This window comes from Streptococcus sp. HMSC10E12 (genome assembly GCF_001807855.1).
Lineage (GTDB): Bacteria > Bacillota > Bacilli > Lactobacillales > Streptococcaceae > Streptococcus > Streptococcus salivarius.
Genome location: NZ_KV791083.1, coordinates 260317 through 272946, shown reverse-complemented (window position 1 = coordinate 272946; position 12630 = coordinate 260317). Strand labels below are relative to the sequence as shown.

At 40.2% G+C, this 12630-nt stretch carries 12 protein-coding genes; 7 read left to right on the top strand and 5 right to left on the bottom strand.

What is annotated here, in order from left to right; all coding sequences use genetic code 11:
• Positions 1-338: 338 nt before the first annotated feature.
• Together HMPREF3112_RS02665 and HMPREF3112_RS02660 are read left to right on the top strand one after the other, a co-directional pair.
• A complete protein-coding gene (locus HMPREF3112_RS02665) occupies positions 339-755 on the top strand; it encodes a hypothetical protein (protein ID WP_048674843.1) in 417 nt (138 codons plus the stop codon).
• A gap of 123 nt (positions 756-878) precedes the next feature.
• Positions 879-1259, top strand: coding sequence for a hypothetical protein (locus HMPREF3112_RS02660; protein ID WP_048674841.1), 381 nt, complete (start codon positions 879-881; stop codon positions 1257-1259).
• 78 nt (positions 1260-1337) lie between these two features.
• Here the strand turns inward: HMPREF3112_RS02660 and HMPREF3112_RS02655 are convergent, their stop codons facing one another.
• On the bottom strand, positions 1338-3605 hold the full coding sequence (locus HMPREF3112_RS02655) for a Xaa-Pro dipeptidyl-peptidase (RefSeq protein WP_048674839.1): 2268 nt from the start codon (positions 3603-3605) through the stop codon (positions 1338-1340).
• Positions 3606-3725: 120 nt separating this feature from the next.
• Here HMPREF3112_RS02655 and gla point away from each other — a divergent pair, with 120 nt between their 5' ends.
• Positions 3726-4592 carry an aquaglyceroporin Gla gene (gene gla / locus HMPREF3112_RS02650; protein ID WP_048674836.1) on the top strand — a complete coding sequence of 289 codons (867 nt, stop codon included), beginning with the start codon at positions 3726-3728 and terminating at the stop codon, positions 4590-4592.
• A gap of 88 nt (positions 4593-4680) precedes the next feature.
• Here gla and HMPREF3112_RS10890 read toward each other — a convergent pair whose 3' ends face one another.
• The gene (locus HMPREF3112_RS10890) at positions 4681-5259 is read right to left on the bottom strand and encodes a CPBP family intramembrane glutamic endopeptidase (RefSeq protein ID WP_256262644.1); all 579 of its coding nucleotides are present in this window, start codon (positions 5257-5259) and stop codon (positions 4681-4683) included.
• A 266-nt stretch (positions 5260-5525) separates the two neighbouring features.
• On the opposite strand from HMPREF3112_RS10890, the gene HMPREF3112_RS02640 reads away from it, so the two are divergent.
• The 4 genes from HMPREF3112_RS02640 to HMPREF3112_RS11545 all read left to right on the top strand — a co-directional run bounded on the left by HMPREF3112_RS02640 (position 5526) and on the right by HMPREF3112_RS11545 (position 8582).
• Positions 5526-6281, top strand: coding sequence for a CppA family protein (locus HMPREF3112_RS02640; RefSeq protein ID WP_060971660.1), 756 nt, complete (start codon positions 5526-5528; stop codon positions 6279-6281).
• On the top strand, positions 6281-7225 hold the full coding sequence (locus HMPREF3112_RS02635; protein WP_070437891.1) for a serine hydrolase domain-containing protein: 945 nt from the start codon (positions 6281-6283) through the stop codon (positions 7223-7225). Before HMPREF3112_RS02640 ends, HMPREF3112_RS02635 begins: the two co-directional genes overlap by 1 nt.
• Positions 7226-7328: 103 nt before the next feature.
• A complete protein-coding gene (locus HMPREF3112_RS11380; protein ID WP_142390725.1) occupies positions 7329-7832 on the top strand; it encodes a hypothetical protein in 504 nt (167 codons plus the stop codon).
• A gap of 375 nt (positions 7833-8207) precedes the next feature.
• Complete coding sequence (locus tag HMPREF3112_RS11545) at positions 8208-8582, top strand: hypothetical protein (RefSeq protein ID WP_256262643.1); 375 nt, start codon at positions 8208-8210, stop codon at positions 8580-8582.
• A gap of 16 nt (positions 8583-8598) precedes the next feature.
• Here HMPREF3112_RS11545 and HMPREF3112_RS02620 read toward each other — a convergent pair whose 3' ends face one another.
• From HMPREF3112_RS02620 to pflB, 3 genes are all read right to left on the bottom strand, one after another.
• Positions 8599-9051 carry a GNAT family N-acetyltransferase gene (locus HMPREF3112_RS02620; RefSeq protein WP_037611921.1) on the bottom strand — a complete coding sequence of 151 codons (453 nt, stop codon included), beginning with the start codon at positions 9049-9051 and terminating at the stop codon, positions 8599-8601.
• Positions 9052-9136: 85 nt separating this feature from the next.
• Positions 9137-9919, bottom strand: coding sequence for a carbonic anhydrase (locus tag HMPREF3112_RS02615; protein ID WP_070437886.1), 783 nt, complete (start codon positions 9917-9919; stop codon positions 9137-9139).
• A 262-nt stretch (positions 9920-10181) separates the two neighbouring features.
• Complete coding sequence (gene pflB, locus HMPREF3112_RS02610; RefSeq protein ID WP_002891716.1) at positions 10182-12494, bottom strand: formate C-acetyltransferase; 2313 nt, start codon at positions 12492-12494, stop codon at positions 10182-10184.
• Positions 12495-12630: the final 136 nt, after the last annotated feature.

Below are 12630 nucleotides of genomic sequence, written 5' to 3'. Positions count from 1 at the left end.
GATTACTATTGGAACAATCTGTTATTTCTAGAAAATATATAAAATTTATCCTACAATTTATCTTGGCTGTCTGTATTCAATGTGTGATAACATTTTTCTGGCATCAAGAAAGAACATTTTTATTTTATACCTTGTCACTTTATGTTTCTTCATCGCTCTCTGATGATCTTAGTCAGCTGATTTGTAGAAATGAGAAGTGATGTCGTTACTCTAATCTGTCACGATTAATGTGATATTTACGAGGTTTTAGCTATTCTAGATTCAGAAATAATAGCCAATCATTTCTATGATAATACCTTATAATTTGTTTAAATAGTCCTAGTAAAAAAGGAGTTAAAATGGTGATATTACAAAAATTTAGTTCTGCTGTGTTACGTTCGTTACGTGTCGTATCAGCAATCCTAGGAGTAGTCATTGGGAATATAGCTTTAAATACTCTATCTAGTCAGCATCCAATCTGGATTTGGCTACCTCTGGCATTGCTATCAATCTTTTTACTTGTGTTGCCCCTGTTGATTAAGCAAGAGCTTGACCGTCGTCCACTTGAAGAACGACAGTTTACTCTTAAACAAATTTACGCTGGTATGGGCTTGGCGCATTTGGCTATAATTTTAGCTGGTATTTATCGTTTGCTGACGGTGAGAGATGCCGAATGGCGTCTAATCATTATTGTTGTGATTGTTTTGGATATTTGTTTGCTAGCTTTTCTGACACCTAGAGTGCTTAAAGTTATTAAACAAAGTGAACGAGGCTAGAATTCAGTTTATGATAGACACGCCTATAAAAATTGCGATGCTGTAAGTTCTTATCTATGCTTTGGTAACTTTCTAGGTGTTGTGAAAACTTTCTGTTTGAGAGAACTGTGAGGTTTAAGTTTTATGTCAAAAAATCTACGTGCCATTACGGCCATTGTTTTGTCCCAATTGCTTATTGAGTGGATGGGATTCTTTTTAGGTATTCCTCTAAGTAAGATTCTGGTTTTAACAGTACTTAGCAGTCTAGCAGAGATTTTGATGCATCTTTTCCTAATCAAAAAATCTAAAGTTACTTTGGGCGATAAAGAGATATGGCATCAATACTTTTTATTCTTTAAGAAGACGCTGTGGCTCTCCATTTTGTTAGTTGCCATTTTACTTTTTTATACGCTGACTAAATCTGATAGCTTTATGCTTTATTTTTACTGGCATATCTTTGTGTTGTTCCACTGTCTTGGCTACATCATTTGTTTAAATAACATTAAAATGAATCGTAAAAATTGAAGACTAAATCTTGTTTATTTCCACACAATAAAAAAATCCCATGGGAGTTCTCATCCTATGGGATTTTTGCGATAAAGACTAATAAGGCAATGTCATCTGACTTTGGCTTAGGTCCACAGTTAATTCGTAGTCACTATTGTCACGAATGGTGTGCTCAAAGTCTGTGGTATAGAGAACAAGTCGGAGTTTGTCGCCCTTGTTGAGTTTGTAGATGGTTGGTTGCAAATCCAAACCGATAGTCATCCATTCATTTGGAGTGACATCCTCAATGGTGAGGAGGTCTTTACGATTTTGCAGGTTAAGGTGTCCCTTGGTAATGACACGGTATTTTGCCTGCTTGAATGGCAATTCACGTAAGGCTTCTTCCTTGAAGAGACGGCCATTATCTAAATTCATGCGTTTGAGTGCGGGAATAGGTGCGAGATACTTCTTGTCACCCATTTCCAGAACTTGGGCCGAAATGAGACCACGGTTTGTGCTAGATTTGACTTTGAGCTCTAGATGGACACGGCCATTAATCTGGATGTCTTGGTCCAGTTCAAAGTCCAAGGTAATGGCATTGGCTTTGTCTGCAAAGAGGGCATCCTTGAAGCTTTGGTATGCTTTACCGTATTTGGTGAAGGTTTCCTCTTTATAATGGTTAGCGATGCTGGCTTCAGTCTCACCAAGCTGAATGCTTTTACCATTGTCGTGTCCAAAGTTATCGAGAACTTCCCAGGTCTGTTCAGACTGGTTGTTTTGCCAGATAACAGTAGGCAGTGTGTAGCCATTCTCCAAACCAAGGAGTTTCTGACAAATCAAGGCGTTCATGCTTTCTCGGAAGTCAATAGACTGCCAAGCATTCATGTAAACGTGGGCACCATTGTGGAAGAAGAGGTGTTTTTCAAGAGAGTCTGGAAGAGCATTGAACATTTGATAGACGTTAATCGGTTTGACATTCCAATCTTGGCTACCATGTGTAAAGACAACAGTAGCTTTAACACGGTCTGCGAACTGCACATAGTTACGGTCATGCCAGAACTGGCTATAATCACCATGCTTACGGTCAATGGCTGTGCTTAGCTCTTTGAGGTAGGCTTGGTAGTCTTTTTGGTGGCGTAGGTATTCTCCAGCTAATAGGGCACGAGAATAGGTAAATTCAGTCAAGGTGTCGAGATCTTCACCAGGATAGCCTCCAGGACTGACGAGGAGTCCATTTTCACGATAGTAGTCGTACCAAGAAGAAATACCTGCTTCAGCGATAACCATCTCCAAACCGTCAACACCAGTTGTAGCAAGGGCGTTGGACATGGTACCCAAGTATGAAAGTCCAGTAGTAGTCACCTTACCAGATGCCCAATCTGCAGTGATGGTATGCTGTCTGCTACGGCTAGTAAAGGCGCGTGCACGACCATTGAGCCAGTCGATGACAGCTTTATAGGCCAGAACTTGCTGATAGTCTCCAGAGGTCATGAAGCCTTCAGAATTGAAGGTACCGACACCCGACACATAGATAGAAGCCACACCACGAGCCAACATGTAATCGTTAAGCGTGTAGGTATCTGTGTGAGCAAAACGCTCCTGAGCCTTCGTGACAGGATTGATAGGCGTAAGGTCTGCCTCTGGTGTCTTGATTTCTGGTTGGCTAAGGGAGATTTCACCTGTTGGTTTGACGAGCAAATCACCTTCCATCTTGTGGGTAAGCTTGTCTGAAGCAGGCTCGTTAGTCCCTTGTTGATAAGGACTTGCGGTCATCATGGCTGGAACTGGGAAGTCCACATCAGGACGTAAGATAGTTACCTTGACCAAATCTAACTGTCCATCTTGATCGGTATCTACAGGTGTTTCGACATAAACCACCTCACGGTGAAGCTGATTAGTGTCAAATGTTGCCAAGCTCTTACCATTAAAGAAGACGTAGTTATTACTTACAGGAATCAAATCCTGAGCTACTAACTGATCAATTAAGGTATTGCCAGACTGTGTGCGTGTTGCTAGCAATTGATGGAGGTTATTAAGGCTACCATCAAAAGTAATTGGAAAAGCCATTTCCTCTAGGAAAGCAGCACTGTCTGTAAAGTCCACATTAGGGACAAATCCTAGCATTTGAAGAGCTACCAAACCAAAGACGTCAGCAGTCAAAGGACGGTCTGATTGGAAGAAGGTTAGGAGATCAGTCTCTGTATCAGCGATCCAATTTTTCAAAGCCAAATCAGTATCTTCAAAGAAAAGGAAGTGCTTGCGAACAAAAGCCTCAAAATTGGCTTTGGCACTGGCATCTAGAGAGACTTCAAAGCCTAAAGAACGAAGTTCCTGACAAGCAATTTCAGGACTAACAGGGATGTAACTAAACTGGTTAAATTTCATATTTAAAAACCTCAAAAAGAATACATAAACATTTCAGAAATATCTTTACATCAGACATTATACTTGATAAAATGATAGATGTCTAAATTATTGTAAAATCGAAAGGAAATAAAGAGACAAATGAATGATTTTCTAAAAGAAGCGCTCAGCAGTGAATGGGTCTTGAAATACCTCACTGAGTTTATCGCGACTGCTTTTCTTGTAGCCCTTGGTAATGGTGCCGTTGCCAACGTTGAGCTTAAGGGAACAAAAGGTAACAAATCTGGTTGGATTGTAATCGCCTTTGGTTATGGTTTTGGTGTTATGATGCCAGCCCTTATGTTTGGTGATGTTTCTGGTAACCACATCAACCCTGCCTTCACACTTGGACTTGCTGCATCTGGCTTGTTCTCATGGGTGGGTGTTCCTGGATACCTTATTGCACAACTTCTTGGTGCCTTTGTAGGTCAAGCTATCGTGGTTTGGGTTCACCAACCTTACTATGTACAAACTGAGAATCCAAACAATATTCTTGGTACTTTCTCAACGATTTCAGCAGTTGACGATCATGACGACACTCCAGAAAATCGTAATCGTGCATGGGCTAACGGTTTTGCCAACGAGTTTGCAGGTTCATTCCTTCTCTTCTTTGGTGCTCTTGCCTTGACTAATAACTACTTTGGTCACAAATTGGTCTCACAAGCAGTCCAATATGGGTATGATAAAGAAGCTGTAACAGGCCAAATGGCGAATGGATCTCTTGCTGTAGCTCACATCGGTGTTGGTTTCTTGGTTTGTGCCTTGGTTCTCTCATTTGGTGGACCTACAGGACCAGCCCTTAACCCAGCCCGTGACTTGATGCCACGTCTTCTTCACCACATCTTGCCAACATCAGTTCTTGGTGAGCACAAAGGTGATTCTAAATGGTGGTATTCATGGGTCCCAGTTGTGGCTCCAATCCTTGCAGGGATTTTGGCTGTATACTTGTTCAAAGCCCTCTACCTTTAATCAATATAAAAAAATCTGAAGTTCAAGCTTCAGATTTTTTTATGCTTAAAATTTTGAGAGCAACAAAAAACTGAGAAAGCATTCTCAGTTACATAGGAGTAGTTATAACCAGAATTGTAGCACCTAAGGTGTAAAGGTTCCACAAAACATGAAGTGTGATACTTGTAGATAAGTTCTCTCTTTTTTGGTAGACCATAGAGAGGGCCAAACCCATTCCGATATAAAGGAGGAGATGGGCAAGATTGGTAGGCATGTGGAAGAGACAAAAGAGACCAGAACTCACTAAAACAGCTACTGTTGAATAAGGCGACAACCAAGTGAAAATCCACTTACGAAAGAGTAGTTCTTGTAGGAAGGCTGTAGTCATCATACCAATCGCTACAGGTAGGATAGGTATGGTTGTTAGGGTCTTTTGAAGTTCTGCATGGTAGTTGGTGTGGGTCAGTAACATGAGGTTACTTCCGATAAGTCCCATCAAGAAGATAATGACAAAGCCCCAGATAATGGCTTTGATGTCCTTTCGATTTAAGCTAAAGCTGTGAATCAATCTTTCGCTTTTAGCCCAAAGATAGCTAATATAAAAAATAATGAGGTTGACAGCGATAATCCCCCAGCTTTCAAGGCTAGTGAAGGTCAACCCAGTCTGATTGTTATATAAGGTTGTCATACCTAAGGTGATGTTTGGGATAGCTATCATCAGCAGTAAAAAAAATCCCTGATAGGCATGTCTAAATGCCAGATTATTGACAAGAGTTTTCATAGACTCTATTATACTCTAAAATGAGGGAAATGCTAGCCCAAAAGTGAAGATAATGTAATGACTTTCATAATTTGTGTGAAATAAAGTGAAAAAATTACAATCCTGTTTTTTCTTAGGAAAATCCTTGTCACACAGGCTCTTTTCGGATAAAATAGAGAAGAATGGAGGTTGTCATGACGCAATCAGGGAATTTTAAGTTTCATACACCAATTTTTCGTGTAAATAACAGACAAGAAAATATTGATTTTTACCAAAATACATTAGGATTTAAGCTTTTGACTGAGGAAAATGCCCTTGCGGTCTTCACAGATTGGGCAGACCGTAACTCACTTTTTGTGATTGAGGAGTCACCAGCTTATCGTTGTCGCGCTGTTGAAGGTCCTAAGAAAATTAATAAAGTGGTCATTAAAGTTTCAAATCCACTTGAGATTGAATACCTTTTGGCGCGTGATGATCACCAAGCCAAGGCTATTTTCCAAGGGGAAAAGGGCTATGCCTTTGAAACAATCTCACCTGAGAATGGTCTTATTTTGATGCATGCTGAAGATGACTTATCTACTCTCAAGACAGTTGAATACGCAGATGTTGAAGAAAAAGAAGACTTCAAAGGAGTATCAGACTTTACGGTTGAGTCTTTGACCTTGAACGTTGTTGATACAGCCCAAGCAGCTTTCTTCTACGATAATCTTTTTGGCGAAGAATTGCCTTTGTCTATCCATTTTGAAAAAGCAGAAGGTCCTGACCTCCAAGTGAGTCCAGACCAGACTTGGGATTTGGAAATTCTAGAGTTTAAGGTAGCAGAAGACTATAACTTGGTTGCCTTGCATGATAAACTTGAAAAAGAACAGTTCTCTAGTTACCTAGACAGCAAAGGGAACTTGCTCGCACTCACTGACATGAGTAATATTGAGGTTTGGTTTACAAAGTAATGACTAATTTTCAACAAACATTGTCAACAATTACAGACTACATCAAGGCTGACATCTTTCCAGGTGCCAGCCTTGCACTTTATGATGGACAAGATTGGCAGGAGCATTATCTAGGAACTCAGGATGGAAAGCATCCGGTAGTTCCAGGACTGACCTATGATCTGGCTAGTGTTTCCAAGGTAGTCGGAGTTGGGACCCTCTGTCTTTTCTACTTGCAGGCTGGAAAATTGGACTTGGATGAGAAACTATCGACTTACTATCCTGAAGTAGTGGATAAGACGTTAACCCTTCGTCAGCTTCTTTCTCACAGTAGTGGCATTGATCCTTTTATTCCAAATCGTGATGACTTAGACCAAGCTGGCTTGATTGCTGCTATTAATGCCATCAAAGTTAAGTCTGATAAGCCTTTCTTGTATACAGATATTAATTTTATTCTCCTAGGCTTGATGCTTGAAAAAGTCTCTGGAACAACACTGGATAAGCTCTTTGACTCCGAGATTTTTCAACCGTTTGGTATGTTTGAAACAGGGTTTGGGCCAGTTGAGGTAGCTGTTCCAACGGTTGAGGGGGTTCCGGGAGGGATTGTTCATGATCCCAAGGCTCGAGTTCTCAAAGAACATACAGGGTCGGCAGGTCTCTTTTCAACCTTAAAAGACTTAGAGATTTTTGTTAACCATTATTTGACGGATGATTTTGCTAAAAATATGACGCAGAATATCAGCCAATCCAACAAGGAACGTAGTGTCGCTTGGGACCTTCAAGGAGAGTGGATTCTTCATACTGGTTATACAGGTACCTTTGTTCTGATTAACATCCCAGCACAACGTGCGGCGATTTTCCTCAGTAATCGTACTTACTACAAGGATGAGAGAGCTCAATGGATTAAGGACAGAGATGTTTTAATTGAGATAATGAAGAAGGAGTTGGTACATTCTGACAAATAAAAATAGAAGAGGGGCATCTTTTAATCCTCTAGAAGGTGAGATTAGTGCCGGGGCGACACAATTGTTTATCTTTTTGAAGATATGTTTGATAGTCTTGTCTTATGTGACATTTGTATGGCTGAAGCATCTATTTGGTGTTGGTCAGGTCGGGCAAGAGGTGGATATTCCAAAAGTTATTGCTGTCATACTTTTGGTTGTGACATTTTATAGGATGTGGAATGGCATCTTATTTAAACTTTTTCATTTCTGTGGTTACCATGCCCGCCCCTTTGGAGAAGAGGATTACCGAGGTAGAACGTCATATATAGTGTTTTTTGAAAAAACGACAGATGCCTACAAAATACTATATGATAAGCGCTCTCTTAGACATCAATTTCTTTATTTCCTAGCGACTCTTGGTAGACTCTATCTCTTAATCATCTTAGTCGTTCTAATCGGTTATAGCTTCACCTTAGGAAAAGTTGGCTATATACTCTTCTTGCTCTTATGTGGTGTTTTGATTTTTTCTGTAAGATGGCTCATACATCTGAAAAGTCACTTTGTCCGTTATTTTAACTTAAAAGTTATCTCAGAGGAGTATTTTTACCCTATTTTTCTAAAGAAATAAAGACTAAAGTGAAGCTTATACGAAGGGCTCACCAAGTTAATCAAAAATTACCATGTTTTGATTGGAATCATGAAGAAGGAGTTCATAATGCAACGGTCGCTTAAGCCACCTAAACAAAGTAGATTTGTCTCCTGGTTTCTGAGTCTGCTCTTTTGCATGCTTAACGGGAGTAGTCTCTTTGTCTGTGGTATGTGTTTTACAGTGGTGATCATTTTTTTGACGACGGATAGAGATGTAGGCTCTTTTGTAGTTTTGGTATTTATTAGCTTGTTATCTAACCTTATTATTTCTTTTTATATTTTGATAAGAGAGCTACTATAGAAACTGATTCATTGCCTTGGGTATCGTGCCCAACCCGATTTAAGAGTCCTTCGTATGAGAAGAGGGTTTGACATTCATTTTCCTGTCTTTGAAAAGTATGGTCAAGACTATAAGTTGCTCTACAAGAGGCGTTCCAAGAAGCTTCAAATAGAGTATTTGCTTATAGGTTTAGGGTACTTTTGTGGACTCACTCATATTGTGATTGGTTACGCCTTTATACTCAGGAAAATTCTGGAGTCCCTAAAATTGACATTTACCGACTTTGCTAGATATCCTGCTTTTTTAGTTTATATGGTAACGATGATCGTTATCATTATGGGAAATCGTAGCTGGAAAAAAATCACAGAGAGATTAAAAGCTAGAGAAAATGTAACAGTTCTTGCTGTCGAGCATGGTTATCCTATATTTGCGGCAAAAGAAGAAGCTTAAGCAGTAGGTCAACTGCTTAAGCTTTTTTACTTAGTAAGGATTTTTCAACAGTAATGTGTTGGATACCAGCTTCTTCAAAGATCTTACCGACTTCTTGATAGCCATTGTTGCGGTAGAACTTAAGTGCACCGAGTTGAGCATGGAGAGAAATAGTCTGGAAGCCTTGTTCTTGTGCAAAATCTTCAGCTTCTTTTAGGAGAATGCTCCCCAGACCTTGACCTTGGTAGGCATCGAGTACCGCCATACGTTGGAGCGTAAGCTGAGTCAAGTCTTTATTCGGTAGTAGGCGTACGGTTGCTGCTGCCTTGCCTTTGTCATCATATAGAACAAAGTGGATGCAGTAGGCTTCATTCGCATCAATCTCGATGGAGCGAGGAACACCTTGCCCCTTAACAAAAACAGTGTTTCGGATGGCTACGGCATCGAGGTAAGTTTCTGAGAGTGTATCTCTTGTATGTTTGATAATCATAGGGCAAGTGTAACAAAGTCTATAACTAATTGTCAACGAAAAAAAGCCCGATGCAAGGAGTTATCATCAAGCTTTTTATCTTGCTTTATTCTTTAATTTGTCGACCGTTTGTATCTTGGATAGGGCGGTTATTTTCAAATCCAAGGGTTTGGGTGAATTTTTCCACTTGTTCCTTGCTAACGGTTTCTTGATTCTTGAAGACAATCCAGTTAACACCCTCAGTACATGGCGGTGTTGTCAAGGAACCTTCGAAGTTGTAGTAGTCCTTGTCTTCAGGATAGAAATCATCTAGTGAGATAGCCTGAGGAAGCTCAGTTTCTGTATTGGCCGCCTGAGGCATTTTATCCCATATTTGTTTTAAGGCTTGATTTTCATCGCCATAATTATAGAGAACCGAGACAACTGTGATTTTCCCATTATCTGTCTTATAGACGAAGTGCCCCTCTAGAGGATAAGTATGACCATCAATTTCATTCTCACTAGGTGCGTGAAAATGGAACTGCTGTAATTTATAGACATCATCACCAATCGTTAGGGTATTCTTTGGATTTTTAAAGCTGACTTCAATCGTATGCCCGTTATTTTCAACTTGAGCTTCTGATTCTTGATTATTAAGGTTTAGTTCTGGAAGATCAACGTCCTCAGCACCGGTGATATTGATCGGAGATTGTTCTTTACCATTTTTGCTGAGTTCATAATCTTTAGAAAGGTCACCCCAATGGTCTGGACCAGTAGAGCCAGTATACCCCCATTGAACGTCCTTGGACTTTGAGGATTCGTTTTTTGTATCAGACTGGCAGGCTACGAGTAGGACAGTGCTTGCTACGAGAGAGACTAATCCAATTATCTTAAAACTTTTCTTATTCATTTGTCCTCCTTATACTCTTTAATCTTATAACAATGATAGTCTACGTGTTATTAGAAACCATCCGTTTAACAGTCATTGAGTATCGTTTCTCTAAGGTGCTTCTGAGAAGGAAGCGTTTGGAGATACCAAACGGAAACGCTCTAATTTTATAGCTAATCTGATGAAAAGTCAAATGTAAATGATAGCAGATTTAGAAAAATATAATGAAAACTAGTTTTTGGCAAAAATAAAAGAACCCGCTATTGCGAGCTCTTTAGTTATTTTATCCCAAAGCGTCGTCCATTGAAAGAACTTCGTGGAAGACACGTTGTGTCAATTCAGTTTTTTGTTCTGGAGTGAGGTATTTAGTGTTTACACAGTATCCAGAGATACGTACGATAACATCTTCACCGCTCATAATCTTTTCGTAAACGTCTGACAAGTCCATAACGTTCAAGTTAACGTGTTGTCCACCGTTTTCGAAGTATCCGTCAAGGATAGTTACGAGGTTGTCAACTTGTTCGTCGTGAGTCTTACCAAGAGCACGAGGTGATACTTGAGTTGTCAATGAGATACCATCAGCTGCGTAACCGAAGTCAAGGCTTGCAAGTGAGTTCAAGTTTTGCAACCATCCACCTTTAGCTTTGTTAGATGGGTTAGCACCTGGTGAGAAGAATTCCAATTTAGACAAATTCACTGAACCATCTTCGTTGAGGTATACCCCTTTGTGAACTGGAGAGTTACCAGTTTGTTTAGAGTAAGCAACGTTAGAAGTGATTGTAAGAAGTGAAACTGTAGCTTCTGCATCTTTGTAGAGTTTGTGGCTACGAAGACGAGTAGTGTAAGCTTCAATCAACCATTCTGCCAATTCGTTTGAACGTGGGTCATCTTCACCCCAACGTGGGTATTCACCGATTGTTTCGTAGTCGTAGATGTAGCCATCTTCGTCACGGATTGGTTTAACTGTAGCGTATTTGATTGCTGACAATGTATCAACAGTATTTGCGAAACCACAGATACCGAATCCCATGTTAGCACGTTGTTTAGTTGGCAAGAAGGCCATTTGAACAGCTTCATAGTTGTACTTATCAGTCATGTAGTGGATGATGTTAAGGGCATCTACGTAAGTGTCAGTCAACCAGTCAAGAGATTTTTCGAAGTTAGCTTTAACAGTGTCAAAGTCAAGAACTTCATCACGGATTGGATCGATATCAAATACTTTGTAGTCTTTATGAACATCGTCGTAACCACCGTTCAAACCAGTAAGAAGGGCTTTAAGTACGTTAACACGAGCACCGAAGTATTGGATGTTGTGACGTTGTTCTTCGTTTTCTGGGTCAAGTGGTGATACACAACATGAGATACAGCTCATTTCACCGTATCCGTCTTTAGCCATAGTAGTTACACCTTCGTATTGGATAGAAGAGTGTTTGTGGCTCATGTGCATACAGTAGCGACGGAATGAGTAAGGCAATTTGTCAGTCCAAAGAACTGTCAAGTTTGGTTCTGGAGAGTTACCGATGTTATCAAGAGTGTTCAAGAAACGGTAGTCCATCTTAGTAACACGGTGACGTCCGTCAGCACCCATACCAGCCATAGAAGTTGTGATGAATGTTGGGTCACCTGAGTACAATTGGTCGTAAGCTTTTGTACGAGCAAACTTAACTGTACGAAGTTTCATAACGAAATCATCAACGAATTCTTGGATTTCTGATTCAGTGTAAGTACCACGAGCAAGGTCACGTTCTGCGTATACGTCAAGGACGATTGGCACACGACCAAGTGAAGTAGCGGCACCGTTGATTACACGACATACTGCCATGAAAGCAATGTTTGTCCATTGGATAGCTTCTTTAGTATCGAAGGCTGGACGACGAACATCTACACCATAAAGGTCACCAAGGCGAACAACGTCTTGAAGTGCTTGGTATTGAAGGTTAACTTCTTCACGAAGACGGATAGTTTCTTCGTCGATTTCTTTGATAGCATTCCAGTCGTTAACTTTTTCTTGCATCAAGTAGTCAGCACCGTAGAGGGCAAGACGAGCGTAAACCCCGATGATACGTCCACGTGAGTAAGCATCTGGAAGACCAGTAACTGTGTGAGCGTGACGTGCACGACGGATGTTTGAAGTGTAAGCACGGAAGATACCATCGTTAACTGTAGTCACGTATTTTGTGAAAATTTCGTGTACAGCTGGGTCTGGTTCATAACCGTGTTCTTTCAAAGCAGTTTCCGCCATACGGATACCACCTTTAGGCATGAAGTTCAATTTAAAGAGCTCATCATTTTGGATACCATAGATAAGTTCATCTTCTTTTGAAATGTATCCTGCGTCAATGTCAGCGATTGAAGTTGGACGAGTATCCATTGGGAAGCGTCCTTCAGCTTCATAGCCTGCTTTAGTTTCATCTACGATTTTTTTAATTTTTAGAGAGCGTTCAGTTGGTCCTGCAAGGAAGCTTTCGTCACCATCATAAGGTGTGTAGTTTGCTTGAACGAAACGTGAAACGCTAGCTTTTTCTTTCCAGTCAGTTCCTTTAAAGCCTTCCCACGCTTTTTCAAAAACATCTGTGTTGGTTTTAACCGTTGCCATAGTTTGAATCTCCTATAATTCTAGTAACAAAATTATCTGTTACATTCTCTAGAAGTATTCTATCACACAGTAACCGCTTACACAACTTTAAAACTGTGTTTTTAGAGACATTCTTTTATAATACAGTTTTGAAAAC

Bases quoted from the DNA above. Each gene is read 5' to 3' on its own strand.
- HMPREF3112_RS02665 (WP_048674843.1), top strand. From the start codon at position 339: ATGGTGATATTACAAAAATTTAGTTCTGCTGTGTTACGTTCGTTACGT.
- HMPREF3112_RS02660 (WP_048674841.1), top strand. From the start codon at position 879: ATGTCAAAAAATCTACGTGCCATTACGGCCATTGTTTTGTCCCAATTG.
- HMPREF3112_RS02655 (WP_048674839.1), bottom strand. From the start codon at position 3,605: ATGAAATTTAACCAGTTTAGTTACATCCCTGTTAGTCCTGAAATTGCT.
- gla (WP_048674836.1), top strand. From the start codon at position 3,726: ATGAATGATTTTCTAAAAGAAGCGCTCAGCAGTGAATGGGTCTTGAAA.
- HMPREF3112_RS10890 (WP_256262644.1), bottom strand. From the start codon at position 5,259: ATGACAACCTTATATAACAATCAGACTGGGTTGACCTTCACTAGCCTT.
- HMPREF3112_RS02640 (WP_060971660.1), top strand. From the start codon at position 5,526: ATGACGCAATCAGGGAATTTTAAGTTTCATACACCAATTTTTCGTGTA.
- HMPREF3112_RS02635 (WP_070437891.1), top strand. From the start codon at position 6,281: ATGACTAATTTTCAACAAACATTGTCAACAATTACAGACTACATCAAG.
- HMPREF3112_RS11545 (WP_256262643.1), top strand. From the start codon at position 8,208: ATGAGAAGAGGGTTTGACATTCATTTTCCTGTCTTTGAAAAGTATGGT.
- HMPREF3112_RS02620 (WP_037611921.1), bottom strand. From the start codon at position 9,051: ATGATTATCAAACATACAAGAGATACACTCTCAGAAACTTACCTCGAT.
- HMPREF3112_RS02615 (WP_070437886.1), bottom strand. From the start codon at position 9,919: ATGAATAAGAAAAGTTTTAAGATAATTGGATTAGTCTCTCTCGTAGCA.
- pflB (WP_002891716.1), bottom strand. From the start codon at position 12,494: ATGGCAACGGTTAAAACCAACACAGATGTTTTTGAAAAAGCGTGGGAA.